Here is a 23165-nt window from a genome sequence, read left to right as displayed (position 1 = left end):
CGATGGATTCGCAACGCAATCTTTTTCTCATCGCTTTGTTGTTCGTGTCTTTCATGATCTGGCAAGCCTGGGAGCAGGATAACGCTCCTAAACCTCAGGCTCAGCAAATCACGCAGACTACGACGACGACCGCAACAGGTAGCACCGCAGACGGTGTACTGGCTAGTGGCCAGGGAAAACTTATTACGGTTAAAACTGACGTTCTTGAGCTGACCATCAACACCCGCGGTGGTGATGTAGAACAAGCGTTGTTGCCAACCTACCCGAAAACCCTGAACTCTACCGAGCCTTTCCAGTTACTGGAAACGACTCCACAGTTTGTTTATCAGGCACAAAGTGGCCTGACCGGCCGTGATGGCCCGGATAACCCGGCAAACGGAGCTCGTCCTCTGTATAACGTTGCTCAGGACACCTTTGCTCTGGCTGATGGCCAGGACGAGCTGGTTGTTCCGATGACCTTTACCGACGCTGCGGGCAACGAATTTACCAAAAGCTTCACTCTGAAACGTGGTCAGTTTGCGGTAAACGTCGGCTATAACGTGAAAAACACCGGTGAGAAGCCGCTGGAACTGTCGACCTTTGGACAATTAAAGCAGTCGGTTAATCTGCCAGCAGAACGTGATACCGGTAGCAGTAACTTTGCTCTCCATACTTTCCGTGGTGCGGCATACTCAACTCCTGATGCAAAATACGAAAAAGTTAAATTCGACAATATTGCTGATGGCGAGTTACTGAATGTTAATGCCACCAGTGGTTGGGTTGCCATGTTGCAGCAATATTTTGCTACCGCGTGGATCCCACATATTTCAGGTACCGATAACTTCTATACCACCCGCTTAAATAGCGACCTGGTGGCTATTGGTTATAAATCTGCACCACATCTGATTCAGCCAGGTCAAACCGGCGAGCTGAACAGTGTGTTATGGGTTGGCCCGGAAATTCAGGACAAAATGGCTGCGGTTGCTCCGCATCTTGACCTGACGGTCGATTACGGTTGGTTGTGGTTTATCTCTCAGCCGCTGTTCAAGTTGCTACAGTTTATCCATTCTTATATTGGTAACTGGGGCTTCTCAATTATCGTCATTACCTTTATCGTTCGTGGAATCATGTACCCGCTGACTAAAGCGCAGTACACCTCCATGGCGAAAATGCGTATGCTGCAGCCAAAAATCGCCGAGATGCGTGAGCGTCTGGGTGAAGACAAACAGCGTATGAGCCAGGAAATGATGGCCCTGTATAAAACGGAAAAAGTTAACCCGCTGGGTGGCTGTCTGCCGTTAGTTATTCAGATGCCTATCTTCCTTGCCCTTTACTATATGCTGATGGGCTCGGTCGAACTGCGTCAGGCTCCATTTATTCTTTGGATCCATGACCTTGCAGCGCAAGACCCGTACTATATTCTGCCGATTCTGATGGGTATCACGATGTTCTTCATTCAGAAGATGTCGCCGACTACCGTCACTGACCCAATGCAGCAGAAGATAATGACCTTTATGCCGGTCATCTTCACGGTGTTCTTCCTGTGGTTCCCATCTGGTCTGGTGTTGTACTATATCGTCAGTAACCTGGTGACCATCCTGCAGCAGCAGCTGATTTATCGTGGTCTTGAAAAACGTGGTCTTCATAGCCGCGACAAGAAAAAGGCCTGATACGGTAAGTAATATCGACAAAGGGCGGTCTTAATGACCGCCTTTTTTTATTGAGAGAAATCATGAGCCATAACGACACTATTATCGCCCAGGCTACAGCGCCCGGACGTGGCGGCGTAGGTATTCTGCGAATTTCCGGTCAACTGGCCAGTGAAGTCGCCAGAGTTGTACTCGGTAAACTGCCTAAGCCACGCTATGCGGACTATTTACCCTTCCGTGATGTCGATGGTAGCGTACTCGACCAGGGTATCGCTCTGTGGTTTCCAGGGCCTAATTCTTTCACCGGAGAAGATGTTCTTGAACTACAAGGGCATGGCGGGCCGGTTATTCTCGACCTGTTATTAAAACGTATCCTCACTTTAGCGGGAATACGTATTGCGCGTCCGGGTGAGTTTTCTGAACGTGCGTTTCTCAATGATAAGCTTGATCTTGCCCAGGCCGAAGCAATTGCCGACCTTATTGATGCCAGCTCCGAACAGGCTGCACGATCCGCATTAAATTCACTGCAAGGGGTCTTCTCTACAAGGGTGAATAGCCTGGTGGATGCCCTAATCCACCTGCGTATTTATGTCGAAGCCGCCATTGATTTCCCGGATGAAGAGATTGATTTTCTCTCTGACGGCAAAATAGAAGCCCAGCTGAACCAAGTAATGGGTTCTCTGGATGAAGTCAGGGCTGAAGCCCGCCAGGGTAGCTTGCTGCGCGAAGGTATGAAAGTGGTTATCGCCGGGCGTCCTAATGCAGGCAAATCGAGCCTGTTAAATGCCTTAGCTGGGCGTGAAGCTGCCATTGTTACCGATATAGCCGGTACTACTCGTGACGTATTACGGGAACATATTCATCTTGATGGTATGCCGTTGCACATTATCGATACCGCCGGTCTGCGTGAAGCCAGTGACGAAGTTGAACGTATTGGTATTGAGCGCGCCTGGAACGAAATAGAGCATGCTGACCGGGTACTGTTTATGGTTGATGGCACCACTACCGATGCGACCGACCCCGCCACACTCTGGCCCGATTTTATCGCAAGATTACCGGCTCATCTGCCCATTACCGTGGTACGTAACAAAGCCGATATTACCGGTGAACCACAGGGCCTGGAAGAAGTAAGTGGGTATTCACTTGTCCGCCTGTCCGCCCGTACCGGCGATGGCGTTGATATTTTACGGACCCATCTGAAGAAGAGTATGGGCTTCGAAACCAACCTTGAAGGAGGATTCCTCGCCCGTCGCCGTCACTTGCAGGCACTTGAGCAAGCAGCAGAGCATTTGCGGCAGGGTAAAATGCAGCTTCTCGGGCCTATGGCCGGGGAATTACTGGCAGAAGAACTACGCCTGGCTCAGATAAGCCTGAGCGAAATTACCGGGGAATTCACCTCTGATGACCTGCTGGGCCATATCTTTTCTAGTTTCTGTATTGGTAAGTAAAGAAGGAAGGGTTTTGCCGATTCTTGTACCACATGCCACCGCCGTGCACATGTGGTACAAGAAGATGAGAAAAACTGATGAAAATCAGCATATAAGATCCAAGTAAGAATAGAAGACAACCTAATAGCCAAAAACGTACTGAGCGATAATAGCAACTAACTACTCGGTCTGGATTTTAGCAAATATCTATCTATGCCATTAACGCGTATGGATTGAGGAACTGCCGGTGCCACCATAGCCGTCTATCAACCGAACTAACATTCGCCTCATCGCATACCTGTTGCCAATTTTGTTCTATCACACCGATTTGATGGTCAAATATATCTGTCGCATCCTGGGGAGATAACAGAAAGGTATTTGCCGCTTTTAAACACACTGCTAGTTGGCTAAAACGATTATTGCCATGAATCAACATAGCTTGGGTCGCCTCCCCTCCACTACGCCCTTGCGGGCAAATATCATACGCAGGGGTTAACGAGAGCATTTTCCCATCCCAAAACGCTGCATGGTTCCTTGCATGGTCGTCTGTATTTCCGCATAGAATCGAAAAAACTAAGCGACCGAATATCTCTCTCAGCGTTTCGGTAGGACGATGAAATCGCATTCTAATGATTTCAGCAAAGGATTCATAGCTAGCGTACCGAGCCTCCATATCATTAAAACCAAATAGCGTTAATGCTGATACGACTGGTTTTCGCGCCCAACCTGACGGCATTTTCACTCTATCAAAGCGCTCGACTAACAAAACGTCTTTACCAGACGTCCTTTCTATATGTACATTCGCAACATTTAATCCGATCAATTGAGCTAAGCGCATCGCAACAAACTCAGCTTTTACAACGCTATATGTATCAGCAGATGCTGAGAACTTCGCAATGAACTTTCTATCATGCTGTTCGATTAATGCCTTAGGACGCGCGCCGCCAATTGAACTACCGTGAAAAAGTGCTTGGTCAAGTTCAGGTGTCAGCAAAACCCCATCTTCAACCCTCTGGGCTGACTGCATGAGCTCTTCCATACTTGCATTAACCGCAGATCTTGCAACGTACTCTGTTGGTGATGCCTGAAAGTCCAGTGCACCAATACGATCCGATCCAGATTCCAGCAAATATGTCATTTCATCAAACTGATCCGTATCAATCGCGTTAGCTTTTGTCCCTACATACTTATTGATAATTACGCGTCGGCCCCACGCATCTGGAGCCCCATCACGTATACAACCAGGCATATTAAGGCCATCGAGCAACGGGAGTACTCCTGTACTCAACGGTAACTCCGGTTCATAAATAGAAATTTTATCTGCCCGTTCCAGATAGCTCTTACCGTAGTTGAAAAGCATGTGGCTACCATCGATTTCTAACTTCCCAGCGACGACCGGCTCAGTCGCGTTCGGTAACCAAACCCAAACATAAGCCTCATTAGAAATTTTAGAAGTCATCATCTACTTTCCTCTTGGTTTTCCTTGATGCTGACGGTAATAGAGCGAGCTTGTCATCTACGAATTTACTGTGAAACGTGATGGTACTTTCACCTGAATTAAAAAGGCTTACGCCAACTATCCTGGCTACTTCGAATACGATCCCAATCTCACATTTAGGATCAGCCTTTTCAATGCGCCCAAGTGTACTACGCGATATCCCCGCACGTTCAGCAACCTCCGCGGCCGTCATTTTACGTTCCAGGCGCGCGGCTCGAATGAGTTTCGCTAGCAGCCCTAAAGCTTCATCCGTATAGCGAGAATATGTTCTTACGATAGATTTAGGCATAAACGACCCGTATATAAATCAAAAAACCTAAACATGGCTTATATATAAGCCACATTATAGACTATGATTCTCAGTACTCAAAAATGATGATGATTTATATATGATACATTATCACATTTTATGATTCATATATGAATCATCAGTTATCGCTAAAATATGTATTTTTTCATAGAGTCGGCGACACAGTTATCTCAGTCGCAATATTCTAATAACGGCTCAGAACTCATACAAGCCACCTTCTACCTGACCGAACCAGAAACCAGGAAATCTGGCGTTTTTTAACATATTAGTATATATTTCCACCAGCTCCTCTTCTGTAAACAAGCAAAAATCGGGTTGCGATATGATTTGATATATCATATAACCTATTTGACAAACTGTTTTATCGTATATAATTCACACAATTACTCAGTCGGACCAAGCGGGTTCTTTGAGGTCTTTATCAGGCTGAAACAGTGAGTTATATCTCCTGGACGTTTATAAACCATTATCACGGAGCGACAAATGGCGATGCATTTTGCAAGAGGTGCAATAACTTCTCCCCACTCGATGTCCTCGCGTCTGACAAGGACAACCCTCGACAGGGCTAATCAGCTACCGTCCTTTCGGCGTACCCGTTATCTGGCATCACGCTCACTGCTGGCTGAACTGTTGTTTATGCTCTATGGCATTAAACACCTGCCTGATATCAAGCTTTCAGCCTCGGGTCGGCCTCACTTTGTCGATCCGACTTTGCCTGATTTTAGTGTGGCTTACGCCGGGAATATGGTCGGTGTATTACTGGCTCCTGAAGGGCAATGCGGGCTTGATATGAGTCTTCAGCATCGCTTTACGACGCCAGTATCAGACCAGATATATTCCGCGAGTGGGAACGAGATTATCTGGGCTAATAATCAGCAGGATCCAAATGAAGCACGTGCACAGCTCAGTACGCTGCGCCAAAGTGTTCTGAAGCTGATAGATGCACCAGAGGCATCATTGCAGTTACTGCCTATTTCCGGACGTTTGAAAGTGGATAACGCACCCTATATCGAAACAATCAGTGATGTGGAAGATATTTTGGTCTGGGGGTGTGCTGCAACACCGGGTATTGTCGCGCTACAACTGTGGCATCACGATAATGACCAGAACTGGCAGAAACTCACCGATATTCAGTCCCGTTACCAGACCCCCTGCTCACGCGTGATACGTTTAACCAGCATGACTAGCGAAACCACCATGCCTTATCATGAGTTTTCTCAGCAAGGCTGAAAGAGTTATCGCTTATAAATAAGCAACCGTATAAGTCGCTGTTGCCAGTACAGTACCTGCCGTCGCAGCGACAGCACCCGCTGATAGTGCTAGCTTTGCCATGAAATCAAAACGGCGTATTCCATCGGGATCGCTAAAAGCAGCATTTTGATTATTTGCAGTAATCGCGGTATTCGCAGAATTACCCGCAGTTAGCCTGATAAATACCCCGGTTGCAGTACCTGAAGCATTACCCAGACCTTCAGGCGTCAATAATAAGCTCTGCCAGCCAACATTCGCTGAGATTTTTTCTAAGCAGACCGCATTATCCGAAGCCAATGAAAAATTAACGGCTGCGGTACCTGTACCATCAGTATTCATACTTCCCAGCTGAATCGTATTACCAGGTACGCCCCCTACTAATACTTTGATATTACAGGTAATATCGACAACCGATCCGATAAAGTGCAGCTCGCCACTATTATCGTCTGCATATCCACTCGTGACAGTCATGGCACTCATAACCATCAATACAAGCGATATTTTTTTCATACTCTACAGCCTTTGAAATAAGTGAATCTTTTCAGCAGCGGCCGTGAGACAGACCTACTCTCACGGCCACACAAACCACGACTCAGCTAAAAAAACTGGCTTAGCGTCAGTCGAGAAAAACAATTTTGAACATAAACAGCAGGGCAATAACCACCACGCATGGGCTGATTTCACGCCAGCGACCGGTACCCAGCTTCATCACACAGTAAGAGATAAAGCCAAGCGCAATACCTTCAGTGATGGAGAAGCTAAACGGCATCATTACTGCGGTCACAAATGCAGGTACTGATTCAGTCAGGTCATCCCATTTAACGCGAGCGAGGCTTGAAGTCATCAGGACGCCAACATAAATAAGCGCACCCGCTGCCGCATAAGGTGGAACCATACTGGCTAATGGTGAAAGGAAAATGACCAGCAGGAATAACAGACCGACGACAACGGCCATCAGGCCAGTACGCCCGCCAACTGATACACCGGAAGAGCTTTCAATATAGGCCGTTACTGATGAAGTACCGATAAATGACCCGGTGACGGAAGAGATACTGTCGACAAACAGAGCCTGTTTCATACGCGGGAACTTACCCTTCGCGTCCGCCAGCCCGGCTTTATCGGTAACCCCCAGTAAGGTACCTGAAGAGTCAAACAGGTTAACCAGCATAAAGGCAAAGATGACTCCTGCCAGACTGACGTCCAGAGACCCCATCAAATCAACCTGCCCAACCACACTGCTCACACTTGGCGGAGTAGCAATAATACCTTGATACTGCACATCACCCAGTAACCAGGCCAGCAAAGTGGTGACCACAATCGAAACCAGTACTGCAGCATGAATATTGCGGGAAGCCAGGATAGCAATAATGAAAAAGCCGAGTGCGCCCAGTAAGACATTATGCGAAGTCAGGTGACCAATGGTGACCAGGGTATCTGGATTAGCGACGATAATACCGGCATTTTTTAAGCCCATCATGCCGATAAACAGACCAATACCACTGGTGATCCCCACGCGCAAGCTGAGTGGGATATTCGCTATCATCCAGTAGCGAACGCGGAACAGGGTCAGCAGTAATAAACCTACCGCGCCCCAAAAAATCGCCCCCATACCTATCTGCCAGGAAATCCCCATTGCCCCAACTACGACAAAGGCAAAGAAAGCATTGAGTCCCATTGCGGGCGCCAGCGCAACCGGAAGGTTAGCCACCACACCCATCAGGATGCTACCAAACGCAGCAATCAGACAGGTGGTAACAAATACCGCCTGGGTATCCATTCCCGCTGCGCCAAGAATTTGTGGGTTTACAAACACGATGTAAACCATGGTTAAAAATGTCGTAAATCCAGCAATAACCTCAGTACGAACAGTGGTGCCATGTTCACGTAATTTAAACACACGCTCGAATAACCCCGGTGTTGATTCCGGCGTAGGTTGTGATTGACTCATTATCGATTCCGAACTGAAAGAGGAAAAATTCGCCGTTATCCTACCAAAAAAAAACCACCTCAATCATAGGAAATGGATACTTTTTCATAAAATAAGTGCTACGTTACCGATTGCCTGGCATAAAAATCCGACAAAAAGCGCAAACCCCGAAACTTAATCAGCCTTATGCTATTTTTTCCAGCAGATCTGAATAGCGATGCTTTAAAAGTAAATCCCGTTTCAGAGCCGATAAACAGAAAATACGACCCTATTTCAGGCGACAGATACTCCAGACACTAAAAAAAGATCATTTCTCCCAAAGTTAAAATTTGTGATCCAGTCTTGAGATATTCATTTTGTAATCGATTACTTTCATGCGACAGCAAATTGTAATCGATTACTTTTTCTCGGGGAGTATTAACGTGGCTACAACACAAAGTACAACAAATGCCCACCTGACTCAGCGTATGCTGGTCCCGCGGCTCTCATTAATGATGTTTCTTCAATTCTTTATCTGGGGTAGCTGGTCGGTCACGCTTGGGCTGGTCATGGCCCAGCATAATATGTCATTACTGATCGGTGATGCCTTCTCGGCAGGCCCAATTGCCTCAATCTTGTCACCTTTTGTTCTGGGTATGCTGGTAGACCGCTTCTTCCCATCCCAGAAGGTCCTGGCAGTCATGCATCTGCTTGGCGCGGTTATCTTGTGGTTTGTTCCCCAGGCTATGATCGAGGAAAACGGTACGCTGCTGATTGCCTTACTGTTTGGCTACACCCTGTGCTACATGCCAACACTCGCGCTGACCAATAATATCGCCTTCCATAGTCTGGCAAACAGCGAGAAAGGCTTCCCTATCGTGCGTGTTTTCGGCACCATCGGTTGGATCGTTGCCGGATTATTCATTGGCTTCACCGGTGTGGCTTCAAGCGTCAGCATATTTACTGTCGCCGCTATCTGTTCAGTTATTCTGGCTGTCTATAGCCTCAGCCTGCCGCATACTCCTGCTCCGGCTAAAGGTTTACCTTTTAAAGTCCGTGACCTGTTCTGTGCTGATGCTTTCGCTCTGCTTAAAATCCGTCACTTCTTTATTTTCTCCCTGTGCGCCACGCTGATTTCTATTCCACTGGGCACCTATTACGCCTTCACTGCATCCTGGCTCGCTGATGCTGGCGTAGAAAATATCAGTACTATGATGTCCTTCGGCCAAATGTCCGAAATCTTCTTTATGCTGGTTATTCCGCTACTGTTCCGCCGTCTGGGCGTGAAATACATGCTGTTGATCGGTATGTGTGCCTGGTTTGTACGTTACGCCCTGTTTGCGATGGGGATGGGTGAAGAAGGACGTGCGCTGATCTGGCTTGGCATCCTGTTACACGGTGTTTGCTACGACTTCTTCTTCGTTGTCGGCTTTATCTATACCGACCGCATCGCGGGAGACAAGGTAAAAGGCCAGGCACAAAGCATGGTCGTCATGTTTACCTACGGCATCGGTATGTTACTCGGCTCCCAGATTTCTGGCGCACTCTACAACAGCTTAGTTGCCGGTCAGGTTTCTGCCGAAAGCTGGGGCTTATTCTGGTGGATCCCGGCCATTGCAGCCGCAATCATTGCCATATTGTTCATGTTTACATTTAAGTATCGCGATTAAGTGTTTGTTGTTATTGGAGGTGATTTTTGAAAACGTTAAAAGGCCCGGGTATTTTCCTTTCACAGTTTATTGGAAGTGAAGCGCCGTTTAACTCGCTGGAAGGTCTGGCTAAATGGGCGTCAGCACTGGGCTACCAGGCGCTACAAATTCCCTGTAATCACCCGGCAATTTTTGATTTGCAACGGGCGGCGACCAGTCAGACTTACTGTGATGAAGTTCTTGGGTTACTGAGTCAATACGGGTTGAGCATTAGCGAATTATCAACCCATCTCGAGGGGCAGCTGATTGCTGTCCACCCCGCCCATGATGCTGCTTTTGATAACTTTGCTCCCGCTCACCTTCGTGGTGACCGGGAGGCACGTACCGCCTGGGCAATAGAACAGGTTAAACACGCGGCCGTTGCCTCAAAGAATCTTGGACTGAAGGCGCATGCCACCTTCTCGGGTTCGCTGGCATGGCCCTATGTTTATCCCTGGCCTCCCCATAACCCGCAGTTACTGGAAGAGGCGTTTGCTGAACTGGCACGCCGCTGGCGGCCCATACTGGATGTCTTTGACGAGCATGGCATTGATGTTTGCTATGAATTGCATCCGGGCGAAGACTTACATGATGGCGCGACCTTTGAGCGGTTCCTGGCACTGGTTAACCATCATCCGCGCTGCAATATTTTGTTCGACCCCAGTCATCTGCACTTACAGCACATAGACTATCTGCAATTTATTGATATTTACCATAATCGAATCAAAGCGTTTCACGTTAAAGATGCTGAATATCTCACTAACGGTCGTACCGGCGTCTACGGCGGCTACCTGAAATGGATAGACCGTGCAGGGCGCTTCCGTTCACCGGGCGACGGACAGGTAGATTTCAAAGGTATCTTCAGCAAACTGGCTCAGTACGATTATGACGGCTGGGCGGTTCTTGAGTGGGAATGCTGTCTTAAAGATTCTGAAACCGGTGCCCGGGAAGGCGCGCAGTTTATCCGTAATCATATCATTCCGGTGTCTAAGCGTGCTTTTGACGACTTTGCCGCACAGGATGGCAATGATAGCAGCGTACGTGCGCAACTGGGTTTAACCGGGGAGAGTAAAAATGATTAATGTCGGCATTATCGGCAGCGGTTTTATCGGCCCGGCGCATATTGAGGCCTTGCGCCGCCTGGGCAATATCAATGTTGTGGCCCTGTGTGATTATAGCCAGGAAAGCGCTGACGCTCAGGCGAAAAAGCTACACGTACCCCATGCTTACAGCGATGTCGCCGCATTTTTGCAGCACCCGGATCTGCATGCTGTACATAACTGCACCCCGAACCATTTGCATGCGGCTATCAATAAACAGGTGCTCCAGGCAGGTAAGCATTTGTTCTCTGAAAAACCGCTCTGTATGACGATGGAAGAGGCCCATGAACTGGTGACGCTGGCAGAGCAAGCCGGTGTTGTGAATGGCGTCAGCTTTGTCTATCGCCAGTTTGCCATGGTGCAGCAGGCTGCAAATATGGTGAAGCATGACCAGATTGGTCGCGTTTTTGCCGTCCAGGGTGGCTATTTGCAAGACTGGATGCTGGAAGAAACCGACTATAACTGGCGTGTGGAAGCAGGCCAGGGCGGTGCATCCCGTGCGGTCGCAGATATAGGATCGCACTGGTGTGACACCTTACAGTTTGTCACCGGGCGTAAAATTGTCGCGGTGATGGCTGATTTAGCTATCGTCTGGCCAACGCGTAAAGCGAATATCGCTGGCGCCTCAACCTTTAGCGGAAAATCACAGCAAGCCGTGTATGAAGACAAGCCGGTCAATACCGAAGATTTAGGCTTTATACTGCTGCGCTTTGATGATGGTAGTAAAGGCTGCCTGAGCGTGTCGCAAGTAGCGGCCGGGCGTAAAAATCGCCTGAACCTCGAGATTAGCGGTAGCAAAGCTTCCCTTGCCTGGGATCAGGAGGTTCCTCAGCAGCTGTGGATTGGTCATCGCCATCAGGCGAATCAAATCCTGATGGATGACCCCTCGCTATTAAATGGCGATGTCTCATCCCGCGCTCGCTTCCCGGGCGGGCATATTGAAGGCTGGCCTGACGCTTTCCGGGCGATGATGCAGCAGTTTTACCAGGCTGTAGAGCAAGGCCAGATGCCAGAGAAAGAGGCAGCAACTTTCGCTACATTCAGAGATGGGGCGCAAGTGATGGCTATCGTCGATGCCATTATGCAAAGCCACCAGCAGCAGCGCTGGGTCACGGTAGATTTCTGATAAAAACTGTCCACAGAGAGGGAAAGGTTGCTCTTCCCTCTTTATTCCCAAAGCATCTTTATTTATTTAAAAATGACTCAACCACGCTGGAGAACCGTTCAGGCCTGTCGAGCATAATAAAGTGAAAACTGTCATCTATCCGTGTGAAATGGATATCTGGTGCAGAAGCATAGGCTTGACGGTACATAGTATCCACGCGGGCAACAGGTATCCCGTATAAGGAGTCATACGCGTACACGACCTCAATAGGTACTCTGATGCGGCTAAGCTCAGGGCGCAAATCGGTAATCATCAATTCATAGACTGCATCCGCCACGGTTTTACTATCAGAATTAATGCCCGCAGCCACCAGTGCAGGCCTCACCGACTCGGTCTTCGCTAAGCGGGCTATAGATGTCTTCTGAAATTCTGCGATTTGCTCCGGCGACTGCTCCAGGAGAAAATCCCGCATAGCAGCCGCATGTCGGGCAGCGGTTTCGCTGGTCGCTGCCGGGTCAATAATCAACGTATAGAACGGCAAAGCATCGACTATCATCAAGCGACCAACCTGGTCGGGATGACGGGCTCCCAGCATCAATGCAATTTCCCCGCCAAGAGAATGGCCAATGATCACGGGTGCTTTGATGTTCTGGGCGAGGATGTATTCAGCGATGGCGTCAGTTGCCGGAGCGACCACCTTCCCCTCCGGATTGGAAATGGCTGGTGTACTCGCAAAGCCCGCAAGTTCTACAAGATGAATACGGTGATTCATACGCAAATCGGATGCTAAACCAGCCCAAACATCGCGAGACGACGCCAGCCCGGGAATCAAGATGACATCCGTTCCTGAGCCTTCCACCTGTACAGAGATCCGCTTTGAGTTCTGATGTTCTGAAGATATGGGCAGAGACTGAGCGGCCGACGCCGGGGCTAAGACTGACATAAATAAAAGAGTTCCTCCGATCATTGCACGGATATTTGCGGTGTTCATCAGCTCTCCTTGTTTAAGCTGAGCTGTTGGGTAAAAAAGCGAGTATATCATTAGCTGAGCTGCTCAAACCTGCAGGAACGTCTGCTTATCACTGCGAGTAAAATATGATGGTTTACCTTTGAGGTTAATTGCCATCCTGTGACATAAAACCGCTGTAAAAACCCGTCGTTAACACCCGAATCACTCAAGTTGCCTGTAGGCGTTGAGTAAAATATGGTAGCCTGCAGGTCAGAATCTGATGCAGGAAGCTGTTCCGTCATGTCCATTCAAAAAATCGCAAAACTGGCCAATGTTTCCGTCGCTACGGTGTCGCGTGTACTGAATAACAGCGATAGCGTAAAAGAAAAAAATCGGGAAAAGGTCCTGCAGGCGATAAAAGCCAGTAACTACCAGCCTAACCTTCTTGCTCGCCAGTTACGTACCGCACGTAGCTCAATGGTGCTGGTTCTGGTTTCTGATATCTCCAACCCGTTTTGCGCCGAGATTGTGAAAGGTATTGAAGAACAGGCAGAGACAAGCGGTTACCGTATTCTGCTGTGTAACTCTGGCTCGGACATTAATCGTTCGCGATCAAGCCTGCAGTTGCTGGCGGGCAAAATGGTCGATGGCGTTATTACCATGGATGCCTTTACTATCCTGTCAGAATTAACCCAGATGATTAATGGCATGCCTTGGGTTCAGTGTGCTGAATATGCGGATTCCGGAGATATCTCTGGCGTCGGCATCAACGATATCGACGCCTCTCGCCAGATGGTTGCCCACTTGGTCAACAGCGGGCGTAAACGCATTGCGCTGATTAACCATGATGTAAAATACAAATACGCGAAACTTCGCCAGCAAGGCTACCAGCAAGAGCTTACAGACCGCGGTTTAACATGGCAGGCTATTAGCTACGCTAACGAACTGAGCTTTCATGCGGGTAAACGGGCGATGCAGGAACTATTAAAGTCTGATTCACCACCCGATGCGGTATTTGCTATATCAGATACGCTGGCCGCAGGTGCCATGTCCGCTATCGAAGCCGCCGGGCTGCGTATTCCGCAAGATATCGCGGTAGCCGGTTTTGATGGTACAGAACTGGCAGAAATGGTCTCACCGCCTCTGACCACTATCGTGCAGCCTTCACGTGATATTGGTCGTAAGGCATTCAGCCTGCTATTACAGAAAATTGACGATCCGCAGTCGCAAACTGAACGCGTGATGATGGACTGGCGCCTGATGGAACGCGCCAGTACCCGGAGTAATTAATGGGGCAGTTTTTTCAGCTCTGTCTGTAGATTCTGATGCGAGGTGCTGATAATGCTCCACGCATCTTTTGGTTTATCGTGTTCGATAATAAACCACTTCACGCCACTCGCTTTCGCTGCAGGCATAATGGTTGCCCAGTCTAATAAGCCCTCGCCCAGCGGCGCAAAGTTCATCTCATCATCACGAACGCCAATCGACGCGCTGTCTTTTGCATGCATCGCAAATACCCGTCCAGGATACTCTTTCAGGATACGAACCGGATCCTGGCCGCCACGAAAGACCCATGCCGCGTCCATCTCTAGTTTAAGGTTATCAGGGCTGGAGTTATTGAGGATGATTTCCAGGGCGGTGACACCATCATACTTTTTCATTTCAAAATCATGATTATGATAGCCTAACTGAATACCGTCTTTACGCAGTTTTGCGCCCAGTTTATCCAGGCGCTGGGCATAGTCTGCCCAGCCTTTGGCGGTATCCGGACGGTCTTCTGGTTCTATCCACGGCACCACAATAGTGTCATTACCTACCGCTTTATTAAATGCCAGGGTCTGAGCGTAATCATCCTCCAGCGCTTTCAGCTGTACATGAGAGGAGGTCGCGGTCAGCTGATTTTTCTCCAGCAGTGCTTTCAGCTCTTTAGCAGCTAAATCATGAGTGCCAACCAGCTCCACATGTTTAAAGCCTGCTTTATGCGCCATAGCAAACTGTTCAGCCGGAGTGCCGATATTACGTAAGGTATACATCTGCAGAGCCATTTCATCTTCAACGTCTGCAGCGAGAGCCTGTAAAGGAGCCATACTCAAAGTCGTTAACACACCAACTAACACCATCAATTTTTTCATTTTATTTTATTCCTGGAATCAAGCAATCGATTACAAAATACATAAAAGTAATCGATTACAAAAACAGCCGATCTAAATTATGTGATCGGTGTATCTATTTTCTGCGCTAAATATTCTACCCGCGAGACAGCCGGATGAGGGAAATAGCCTGTTGGGATCGATTGCCCGGGCTAAAACGTTTACAGTAAGGGGTCTGACAGACATTTAAGGAAAACACATGTCCCCTGTTGAGGCTGTTTTTTTCGACTGTGATGGCACCTTAGTCGATAGCGAAGTGATTTGTTCCAAAGCTTATGTGCATATGTTTGCCCAATACGGCATCCAGATGTCACTGGAAGAAATGTTTAAGACTTTCAAAGGGGTAAAACTCTACGAAATCATCGATACCGTCTGCGCACAGCATGGTAAAACGTTACCCAAGTCAGAGCTGGAAACTGTTTTCCGCCAGGAAGTGGCTCGCTTATTTGACAGTGAATTACAGGAAATTGAAGGGGCAAATGCCCTGCTGGCAAAAATTCAGATTCCTATGTGTATTGTGTCAAACGGCCCGGCGAGCAAAATGCACCACTCCCTTGGCAATACCGGTATGCGGCATTACTTCCCAGACTCACTGCTGTACAGCGGCTACGATATTCAGTGCTGGAAGCCCGACCCGGCGTTAATGTTTCATGCCGCGGATAACATGGGAGTCACGGCTGAACGCTGCATCCTGATAGATGACTCGGTTGCTGGCGCGCAATCCGGCATCGCCGCGGGGATGGAGGTATTCTATTTTTGTGCCGACCCGCATAACAAGCCTATCTCTCACCCGAAAGTGACAACGTTCACCCATCTCAGCCAGCTACCTGATTTATGGCAGGCACGAGGGTGGAATATTACTCACTGAGCCTGGAAGTAACTTATCCGGCCTCTGAGGGCTGGATAACTTGATTAATGACACCTCCGCACCCAGCGAGCGGGATGCGGAGTTTATTCTTCAGGCGCTCGTGATACTAGTCGTCCAGTATCAGCGTCAGCATCGTTTCACTGCGCAGCCGACTATTGACGCGCGCATCCTCTTCCGCCAGTACCGGCCGTATTTCCAGCCGTGCCGTCAGAGTCTTACCTTCTGCCGGCCTTCCATGTATCACCGGCACCAGCCGTTGCCCCGCATTTAGCTCCGGCACATATCCTCCGCTCTCCGTGCTGGCTCCGGCCGACGTTACCTTGCGCAGCTCTGCCGCATTGCCATCCAGCTGCACATCCAGCAGACGCAGATGGGTGGTACCGCGCTCACCGTAGCGTAATCCTCCCTGCCCACTATCCTCGCCCTCGACCCGCAGACTCATCGCCCGGGAATAGGGGCAAACTACGTTCACCGTCAGGGAACGTGTACCGGGTGACAGGCTGCTGGCACCCACATCTTCCAGCTGCCAGCGCGACATCATCCCATAATCGACCACCGGATTACTGACCGACAGGCTACAGCGTGTATCCGGCGGTAATATCGGCAGCGATTCGGCTTCTGGCCCGTTGGGAGGAACAGGCGTAGCCGAACTGACGCCGGTTACGCTCATTAGCAGGGCCAGTAACCAACGTCCGCAAAACAGGTTCATAATTTCTCCTTATCGGCAGGTTGCCGTGGCATTTTCATACAGACCCGTGGTGTCCGCGGTCTCCGGCAGGTCGAGTTTCATCGTGCACACCGTCTTGCCGGAACTCTGTACTTCCATCATCATCCCTGGTGCTGCATCCGGCACGAAAACCGTACCCTCGTCCCCCACCACTGTCACTAATCCCCCCGTGGCGTTGAACACGCTGGCACCCTGCGGTGGGCGTTTACCATCAGCCATTACCACCTCGACCAGCACGCGTCGGGTGCGGAGCACCTCGAAGTTCACTCGACCGATAGCTCCCCTGGCCATCTCCGCTTCCTGCAAGGCGTTATTAATATCGACATTTTTCGCCAGGCTGCGGGTATCGAGCTGGATAGCCGAACGACGGTAACCGTTCAGCGTCGGTATCGCTGCATATCCCCGCCAGTCGGTCCATACCGGGCCCGCTGGCGTGTCCAGCCGAACCCCGGATTCTTTCCCCACCCGCGCAATACCAAAGGTATCTGCCACAGGGTACGGGGAAAAAGTGATCCCGTTTTCATGCAGTACGACAGCGCCGCTGGCTCGCGTTGACCAGCTGGTGTAGTTGTCGCTGTCATGACTTACGCTGGCGTTTAACTGACTGAGCCGTGTCACCCAGTCCAGGTCACCACTGAACGACGAATGGTTATTACGCAGGTCACGATCGGTGGCAATGCTCCAGCCCCGCTCCTGACGGGTATGGTCACTGTATCGAATGCCGGTACGTGCGCTGCGTTTGGCGGTATTCAAATAGCTGCTGATGTCACGCCCTTCACCCAGCGGTAGGCTAAATGATACGTACAGGCGGTCGTCTGCCTGACCGCTGAGGGTTCCTGTATTGTGTTCGAGGCTAACACCCAGGTAAGCGCGGCCAAACTGCCGACTCCAGCCACCGCGCAGATAATCGGTGTTGTTGCCAGCAAAAGTGGTACTGCGTGCCCAGGAGAATGAAAGGTTGCCCAGTCCCTCTGTCGACCAGCTGATGCCACTGCCCCACTGATAATGGCTGCGACTCAGGCTATTAAGATTTTCCCTGTCAGCCCGTTGCAGAGCATCACTCAGTTCACGGTACCCGGCGGTTTGCTGACGCCCGTTGGCGCTGATGCTCAGGCGTTCATTCAAGCTGTGGCTGAGCAGAACAGACAGCAGAGTGCCGGTATCGTTGTGATCGACATCCTGTGCCAGGGTACTTTGCAGGCTGAGACGGGTCGAGTCAAACAGCTGGGTATCCAGGTTCAGCGCCCCGGCACGATAAGGTTCAGCCCCCAGTACGCCAGCATTCAGACTGATAAGCGGCGTGAGCTGCCAGCCAGTCGCTACCGTACCCAGCAAGGGTGCCTTACCCTCCTGCTGATCGAGTCGGCCTACGCCAAACGACAATCCGGGTGAGACCAGCGGCGCATGCATCAGCAAAGTGGCGGCCGGTACAATAAACTGCCGGGTCTCACTGTTGCTCCCCGTCAGGGTGACCACTAAATCAGTTCGGGTATTCAGCAGTGAGAATCCCTTAAGCCGGAAAGGACCAGCCGGTACGGCAGTGCTGTAAACCAGTACACCAGACTGGCGTACCTCAACCACGGACTGTGTCTGTGCGACGCCCTCGACCAGTCCGGCACCGTCCTGGCCAGATGTCAGTGCCGATTCAGGAAACAGCTGAAAACCCAGTACCTGACCGGTACCGAATAACGAGTTGGAGAGACTTATCTGACCTGCCTGCAGCACCTTTTTAATGCCGACAAAGCTGCGCTGGGCATAGGCTCCCTGATAATTGATACTCGCTTCACCGTTGAAGCGAGTAAAGGTCTGGCGGCTACGGACTATCCAGTCACCGGCATTGAATCCCGCTTCGGTACCGAGCTGACCAAAGTTGAGCCCCCCGGCAACGCCGGATGAGCTCAGATACCGGGCATCATAGTTGAGCATGCCCGCCACACCGCCGTGCTGCCAGTTGCCGTCTTCAACCCCAAGTACACTGAGCGCTTCAGGTGGGACGACCAGGGTTACCTTCCCTTCGCCAGGCGAAGGCAGTATCCCGGCTCGCGGTAAGGCGCGGCGAAGGTCAAAACAGGCTGCGCTATCAGCATAACCTGGAGGGGGTTCTATTCCGGCAGCCCGCAGAAAGGCGCGATCGGCACAGAGAGTACCCGCCTTATCAAATCTCACGCGGACCCGTCCACGGGAATTACCGTTGACGAAAAGCTCCACAGAACTTTCTCCGGGCAGAAAGCGCGGGGCTTGACCAAACAGGGCGGCAACACTGGGGTCGATGCCGCGACCGCTCAGTACGCGGGTATCGAAAATCAGGTTATCCTGAACATGCGTTTTATCGACCGCCCCGGCAAAGCTTGCGAAGAGCGAGGTAATCAATAGCGGAAGCAAACGCCGAAGCACCCGGCACCAATAGCGTTGTATTGCGAGCAACATCCTGTCACCCCTCTTTTTTATGATACCAGCGATGCCTCATAGCTATCGACGGTAAAACCCCAGGTAGTAGCGGGAGAGATTCGAACTTTACTGGCCTTTTCAGCGCCGGTGCCACCGCGTTTCGTCTGCCGGGTCAGTATCAGCTGCTGGCCCGGCAACACATAGCTATACGGCAGATTCCAGGCCACCTGGTCAGGCAATGAGGTCACCCCCTGCCCGAGACGCACAACGTAGGGGGACGGATTACTGACGCTCAACACTTCGGCCTTCAGGGACCAGATCAGACGCTTCCAGGGAGCTTCATCGCGGGCAAGACCCGCCGGGCGAATGATGACCGGCAGGTTCTGACGCACCGTAATATGCACCGAATTCTTATCTTTTTCCTGCGGAGGAACCCCTTCAAATACCACGCGTTTAAGACGCTCTGTTTTCAGTGGTGTTTTGCTGGTCAGCATAAAGCGAACACGCTGAGTCTTGCCGGGTTCAACGCGCGCCATCGGCGGCGTGACGATCAGCAGTTTTTCGCTATCCTGGGCAATATTCTGCAGAGTGGTCAGCAGCAGAACGGGAAAACTGTCGGTGTTTTGCAGATTGATAGCACCTTCACCATCGCCTTCCTCAATGATAACGACCGATGACTCGGGCAGCATGCCCGTGGCCTGGGCGCTGGCAGACAGCAGCCACAGGGCAGCCGCGAAGGCTGTGCAAAAAGCGGAGACGTTCATATAAGAAACCATCCATGTCTGTAAGCGAAAAGAAAAAATTAAAATGGCCGATTACGACAGAGAAAGACCGGGCTCGAGGCCCGGTCAACAGAAAAATCACAGGTAGACCAGCTCCAGCGTGGTCAGGCCGTCCAGTTTAATTGGCTTGGTGATGTCAAGATCTGAGATCTTGTTGAGGTAAGCCTGGACATTAAGCTTGCCGGATAATGTTGTAAAAGAAATTGGCTGAAGTTCTCCTTTTTTTGCAACACTGCCGAGTAACTTGTCGCCACCATAAACAGCAATTCCCTTCCATTGACGCCAACTCAATGTGTTTGCTTTATATATTCCATCAACCTCAACATTATCTGCCAAAATATTCGAAATAGAGATGGTGTATCCCCCTATCTTTTTATTGCCATCCTGGCCAAGACCGACAACATAGTCGCCATACGTAGTATTAATACCGTCTGGTGCTTTTGTACTACCGCCCGACTGCTCACTTGCAGTTCCAGCAGCAGTTCCAGGACGACCATTGATACCTGTTAAGGCAACTTGTGCTGGCGAATCACAGGTAATGGCAAAGTCCAGTTGCTTCGCAGCAAGTTGATTTAATTCATCTCTCTTTAAAGCTGCAATTTGAATTTTGCCATAGTCGATAACACCGCCGCCACTCAGCGTCGGTTTGCAGGCCGCCGGAGTAATGGTACCGATAACTTTCACATCAATGCTCACAGCCATGACGACGGAGGAGGTGGTGGCCAGCACAACGAGTGCACAGGCAGCTTTTTTAACTATATTCATCATGATATTTCCCTTCCATGTGGATTTATTGATAAACCGGCAAAATATCCTGAGCCGGCAGGTGCCGAGAGGTATATCCTCTTCAGCAGTTAACAATCTCGAATTATTTAAGATGCATAAAAAAATCGCTGAGTTATCTGGACTCCAATTTTTCAATGCGTTAACTTGTGTATACTGACAACTAATCGTTTAAGAAAAGAATAAAGCACAGCATTTATATAGTGATTTATCGAAGAACACTGCAGAAAAAAATAAAAACATTTCATCATAAAACGGAATAAATTAGACTATAAATCACTGTGTTAATCCCAGCCCGTCATACTTGACCGCAAGTAAACAAACACAGAACCCAGTTCAACATAGCCATTAAAGACCGAACGCAGGGTTAGAGATGGCTTGCCGCCAAGGAATAACCGGATCATTATACCGACAAATACATATCAGATAAAACACTTGATCGAAAAAAACATATATTTGGAATATTACTCTAAACATATTCATACCACAGCATATAAGATCGTTAAATAAAAATATTTACCGCCATTAGTTATCAAATAACTCACAAATAATCCTTTATCAAAGTTATATATATAATCCATCCAATTAAAATAAATAATCACATTTAACAACAACCTTATTGAGCTAATGTTATATAATATGTACTTGGAGAAATATTTCTGTTAATTGACTTACAGAATAAATCATTCTGTATTTTCCTGCTATAACTGCACCATGACTATAAGATGATTTTTAACTTTCTATGAATGCTACCCGTCATGATGATGTTCGCGATAATTGAAATTTCAAATATCCCCACACCGGGGGATATTTGAGTCCGCCAGAGCTTACAAAAACATCCCGCCTGAAGCTTCAATACGCTGTGCGTTTACCCAGCCCATGCCTTCATTCAGTATCGCCGCAATCGCCTGGCCGATATCATCCGGCTGGCCAACCCGACCTAGTGCCGTTTGCGAGGCAATAGCTTGGGCAATATGTGGATTATCTCTTACCGCACCTTCACCAAAATCAGTCGCAATAGCGCCTGGCGCAATAATGTTCACCGCAATACCCCGCGGCCCCAGCTCTTTCGCCAGATAGACCGTCAGAACCTCCATCGCTCCCTTCATTGCGGCATAGGCGGCTTTCCCTGGCAGCGCAAAACGGGTCAGGCCGGTTGAAACATTCAAGATGCGCCCGCCATCTGCCAGCAGTGGAAGTAACCGCTGCGTCAGGAAAAAGGGACCTTTAAGATGAATGTTCATCAGCAGGTCAAATTGCGCTTCAGTGGTGTCAGCGAAGCTGGCATCAAGTCCAATTCCGGCGTTGTTTAATAAATAATCAAAGGTATCGCGCTGCCATAGCAGGTTGAGTTGTTTACTTACCTCTGAAGCAAAAGCACTGAAGGTAGATGAATCGCCGACGTTAAGAGGAATTGCTGCAGATTTCCTGCCCATTCGTTGAATTTCATCAACAACATCCTGCGCTTCTTGCTGTTTGCTGTGATAGGTAAGGAGTACATCGACTCCCTTCGCAGCCAGAGCTAAAGCCGCATTTTTACCTAAGCCACGACTACCGCCGGTGATTAAAACGATACGCTGATGCATAAGAATCCTCTTTATTGTTCCGGGTATGCTGAAAACCAAGCTTATTAGCTATCAAGGGAACAATAAATACGTCAAAATACGCTTAACTGTTTCACTTGGAACAACAATGCGGGTAAAACATGGATAAAATATACGCAATGCAGTTGTTCTTATGCGTCGCAGAACGCGAGAGTTTTACCCGTGCAGCCGAAAGTCTCGGCATCCCTAAAGGGAGCATTTCCCGGCAAATTCAGGCGCTGGAAAATATGCTCGGCACACGTTTATTGCATCGAACCACCCGACGTGTTCAGCTAACACAGGACGGCATGGTGTATTACGAACGAGCCCGGGACTTGCTGGCGAATCTTGATGAGCTTGATAGCCTGTTCCAGCACGACCCGGCAAGTGTCAGTGGTCGGTTACGGGTCGATATGCCAGTAAGCCTGGCACGGGGTCTGGTTATTCCTAAGCTGCGTGAGTTCCTGCAACTCTACCCCGGTATTGAACTGGAACTCAGTAGCTGTGACCGTATGGTCGATGTGATTCGTGAAGGCTTCGACTGCGTGGTCCGTGTCGGGCATTTGAAAGATTCCGGCCTGATTGCCCGACCCATTGGTAAACTGACTATGATTAACTGCGCCAGTCCGGATTATTTAGCGCGTTTTGGCTACCCGGAAACACTGGATGACCTGACATCACATGCTGTGGTTCACTATGCGTTAAACTTAGGTACGCGCCCACAAGGATTTGAGGTTTGGACAGATAATACCACTCGCTGGGTCAAGACCGGGGGAATGCTGACCGTTAACAGTACAGAAACCTATCAGGCTTCCTGTCTGGCGGGTCTGGGAATTATTCAGGTACCGCGTATTGGCGTGAAGTCCTTGTTAAAGCAAGGTAGTCTGACTGAAATTTTGCCGCAATACCGCGCCGAACCGATGCCGGTTTCACTGCTTTATCCCCATCGCCGTAACCTGTCACGCCGGGTACATCTGTTTATGGAGTGGCTAACCGGGGTACTAAAAAACTATGTTGATTGA

20 protein-coding genes are annotated in these 23165 nt (G+C 49.5%); 9 read left to right on the top strand and 11 right to left on the bottom strand.

The genetic code is table 11. The features are described 5' to 3' along the window. Positions 1-2: 2 nt before the first annotated feature. Both yidC and mnmE read left to right on the top strand, forming a co-directional pair. Positions 3-1649, top strand: a complete 1647-nt coding sequence (gene yidC, locus M2387_RS15880; protein ID WP_259050814.1) for a membrane protein insertase YidC — start codon at positions 3-5, stop codon at positions 1647-1649. Between the two features lie 62 nt (positions 1650-1711). Further along, positions 1712-3076: a tRNA uridine-5-carboxymethylaminomethyl(34) synthesis GTPase MnmE gene (mnmE, locus tag M2387_RS15875; RefSeq protein WP_259050813.1), complete on the top strand. Its 1365-nt coding sequence runs from the start codon at positions 1712-1714 to the stop codon at positions 3074-3076. 190 nt (positions 3077-3266) lie between these two features. Here mnmE and M2387_RS15870 read toward each other — a convergent pair whose 3' ends face one another. Both M2387_RS15870 and M2387_RS15865 read right to left on the bottom strand, forming a co-directional pair. Then, positions 3267-4517 carry a type II toxin-antitoxin system HipA family toxin gene (locus M2387_RS15870; protein ID WP_259050812.1) on the bottom strand — a complete coding sequence of 417 codons (1251 nt, stop codon included), beginning with the start codon at positions 4515-4517 and terminating at the stop codon, positions 3267-3269. Further along, the gene (locus M2387_RS15865; RefSeq protein WP_259050811.1) at positions 4504-4842 is read right to left on the bottom strand and encodes a helix-turn-helix transcriptional regulator; all 339 of its coding nucleotides are present in this window, start codon (positions 4840-4842) and stop codon (positions 4504-4506) included. Before M2387_RS15865 ends, M2387_RS15870 begins: the two co-directional genes overlap by 14 nt. A 504-nt stretch (positions 4843-5346) precedes the next feature. Here M2387_RS15865 and M2387_RS15860 point away from each other — a divergent pair. Continuing rightward, a complete protein-coding gene (locus M2387_RS15860) occupies positions 5347-6093 on the top strand; it encodes a 4'-phosphopantetheinyl transferase family protein (protein ID WP_259050810.1) in 747 nt (248 codons plus the stop codon). Between the two features lie 12 nt (positions 6094-6105). Here M2387_RS15860 and M2387_RS15855 read toward each other — a convergent pair whose 3' ends face one another. Together M2387_RS15855 and M2387_RS15850 are read right to left on the bottom strand one after the other, a co-directional pair. Then, the gene (locus tag M2387_RS15855; protein WP_259050809.1) at positions 6106-6624 is read right to left on the bottom strand and encodes a fimbrial protein; all 519 of its coding nucleotides are present in this window, start codon (positions 6622-6624) and stop codon (positions 6106-6108) included. A 106-nt stretch (positions 6625-6730) separates the two neighbouring features. Then, a complete protein-coding gene (locus M2387_RS15850) occupies positions 6731-8062 on the bottom strand; it encodes an NCS2 family permease (RefSeq protein WP_259050808.1) in 1332 nt (443 codons plus the stop codon). Between the two features lie 434 nt (positions 8063-8496). On the opposite strand from M2387_RS15850, the gene M2387_RS15845 reads away from it, so the two are divergent. Genes M2387_RS15845 through M2387_RS15835 form a run of 3 tightly spaced genes read left to right on the top strand, consistent with a single transcriptional unit; the run spans position 8497 to position 11934 of the window. Further along, positions 8497-9690, top strand: a complete 1194-nt coding sequence (locus M2387_RS15845) for an MFS transporter (RefSeq protein ID WP_259051145.1) — start codon at positions 8497-8499, stop codon at positions 9688-9690. Positions 9691-9716: 26 nt separating this feature from the next. Further along, a complete protein-coding gene (locus M2387_RS15840; protein ID WP_259050807.1) occupies positions 9717-10790 on the top strand; it encodes a sugar phosphate isomerase/epimerase family protein in 1074 nt (357 codons plus the stop codon). After that, on the top strand, positions 10783-11934 hold the full coding sequence (locus tag M2387_RS15835) for a Gfo/Idh/MocA family protein (RefSeq protein ID WP_259050806.1): 1152 nt from the start codon (positions 10783-10785) through the stop codon (positions 11932-11934). The genes M2387_RS15840 and M2387_RS15835 overlap by 8 nt, the downstream gene beginning before the upstream one ends. Before the next feature lie 58 nt (positions 11935-11992). On the opposite strand, the gene M2387_RS15830 is transcribed toward M2387_RS15835, so the two are convergent. Further along, entirely contained in the window at positions 11993-12904 is a 912-nt protein-coding gene (locus M2387_RS15830; protein ID WP_259050804.1) for an alpha/beta fold hydrolase, read from the bottom strand. A gap of 258 nt (positions 12905-13162) precedes the next feature. Here M2387_RS15830 and M2387_RS15825 point away from each other — a divergent pair, with 258 nt between their 5' ends. After that, complete coding sequence (locus M2387_RS15825) at positions 13163-14152, top strand: LacI family DNA-binding transcriptional regulator (protein ID WP_259050803.1); 990 nt, start codon at positions 13163-13165, stop codon at positions 14150-14152. On the opposite strand, the gene M2387_RS15820 is transcribed toward M2387_RS15825, so the two are convergent. Further along, on the bottom strand, positions 14149-14994 hold the full coding sequence (locus tag M2387_RS15820) for a sugar phosphate isomerase/epimerase family protein (RefSeq protein ID WP_259050802.1): 846 nt from the start codon (positions 14992-14994) through the stop codon (positions 14149-14151). The two genes, M2387_RS15825 and M2387_RS15820, sit on opposite strands and share 4 nt — an antisense overlap. 217 nt (positions 14995-15211) lie before the next feature. On the opposite strand from M2387_RS15820, the gene yieH reads away from it, so the two are divergent. Continuing rightward, positions 15212-15880 (top strand): 6-phosphogluconate phosphatase, encoded by a 669-nt coding sequence (yieH, locus tag M2387_RS15815; RefSeq protein ID WP_259050800.1) that lies wholly within the window; start codon positions 15212-15214, stop codon positions 15878-15880. 106 nt (positions 15881-15986) lie between these two features. Here yieH and M2387_RS15810 read toward each other — a convergent pair whose 3' ends face one another. From M2387_RS15810 to M2387_RS15790, 5 genes are all read right to left on the bottom strand, one after another. Beyond that, positions 15987-16589, bottom strand: coding sequence for a DUF1120 domain-containing protein (locus tag M2387_RS15810; protein WP_259050799.1), 603 nt, complete (start codon positions 16587-16589; stop codon positions 15987-15989). 9 nt (positions 16590-16598) lie between these two features. After that, positions 16599-19034 (bottom strand): fimbria/pilus outer membrane usher protein, encoded by a 2436-nt coding sequence (locus tag M2387_RS15805; protein ID WP_259050798.1) that lies wholly within the window; start codon positions 19032-19034, stop codon positions 16599-16601. A 17-nt stretch (positions 19035-19051) separates the two neighbouring features. Beyond that, positions 19052-19759 (bottom strand): fimbria/pilus chaperone family protein, encoded by a 708-nt coding sequence (locus M2387_RS15800; protein WP_259050797.1) that lies wholly within the window; start codon positions 19757-19759, stop codon positions 19052-19054. A gap of 96 nt (positions 19760-19855) precedes the next feature. Next, entirely contained in the window at positions 19856-20545 is a 690-nt protein-coding gene (locus M2387_RS15795) for a DUF1120 domain-containing protein (protein ID WP_259050796.1), read from the bottom strand. A gap of 842 nt (positions 20546-21387) precedes the next feature. Then, a complete protein-coding gene (locus tag M2387_RS15790; RefSeq protein WP_259050795.1) occupies positions 21388-22146 on the bottom strand; it encodes an SDR family NAD(P)-dependent oxidoreductase in 759 nt (252 codons plus the stop codon). Positions 22147-22265: 119 nt separating this feature from the next. Here M2387_RS15790 and M2387_RS15785 point away from each other — a divergent pair, with 119 nt between their 5' ends. Then, entirely contained in the window at positions 22266-23165 is a 900-nt protein-coding gene (locus M2387_RS15785) for a LysR family transcriptional regulator (protein ID WP_259050794.1), read from the top strand.

This window comes from Klebsiella sp. BIGb0407 (assembly GCF_024807845.1).
GTDB lineage: Bacteria > Pseudomonadota > Gammaproteobacteria > Enterobacterales > Enterobacteriaceae > JGM124.
Note: the sequence above shows the minus strand (reverse complement) of the source record. Positions and strands in the feature narration are given on the sequence as shown.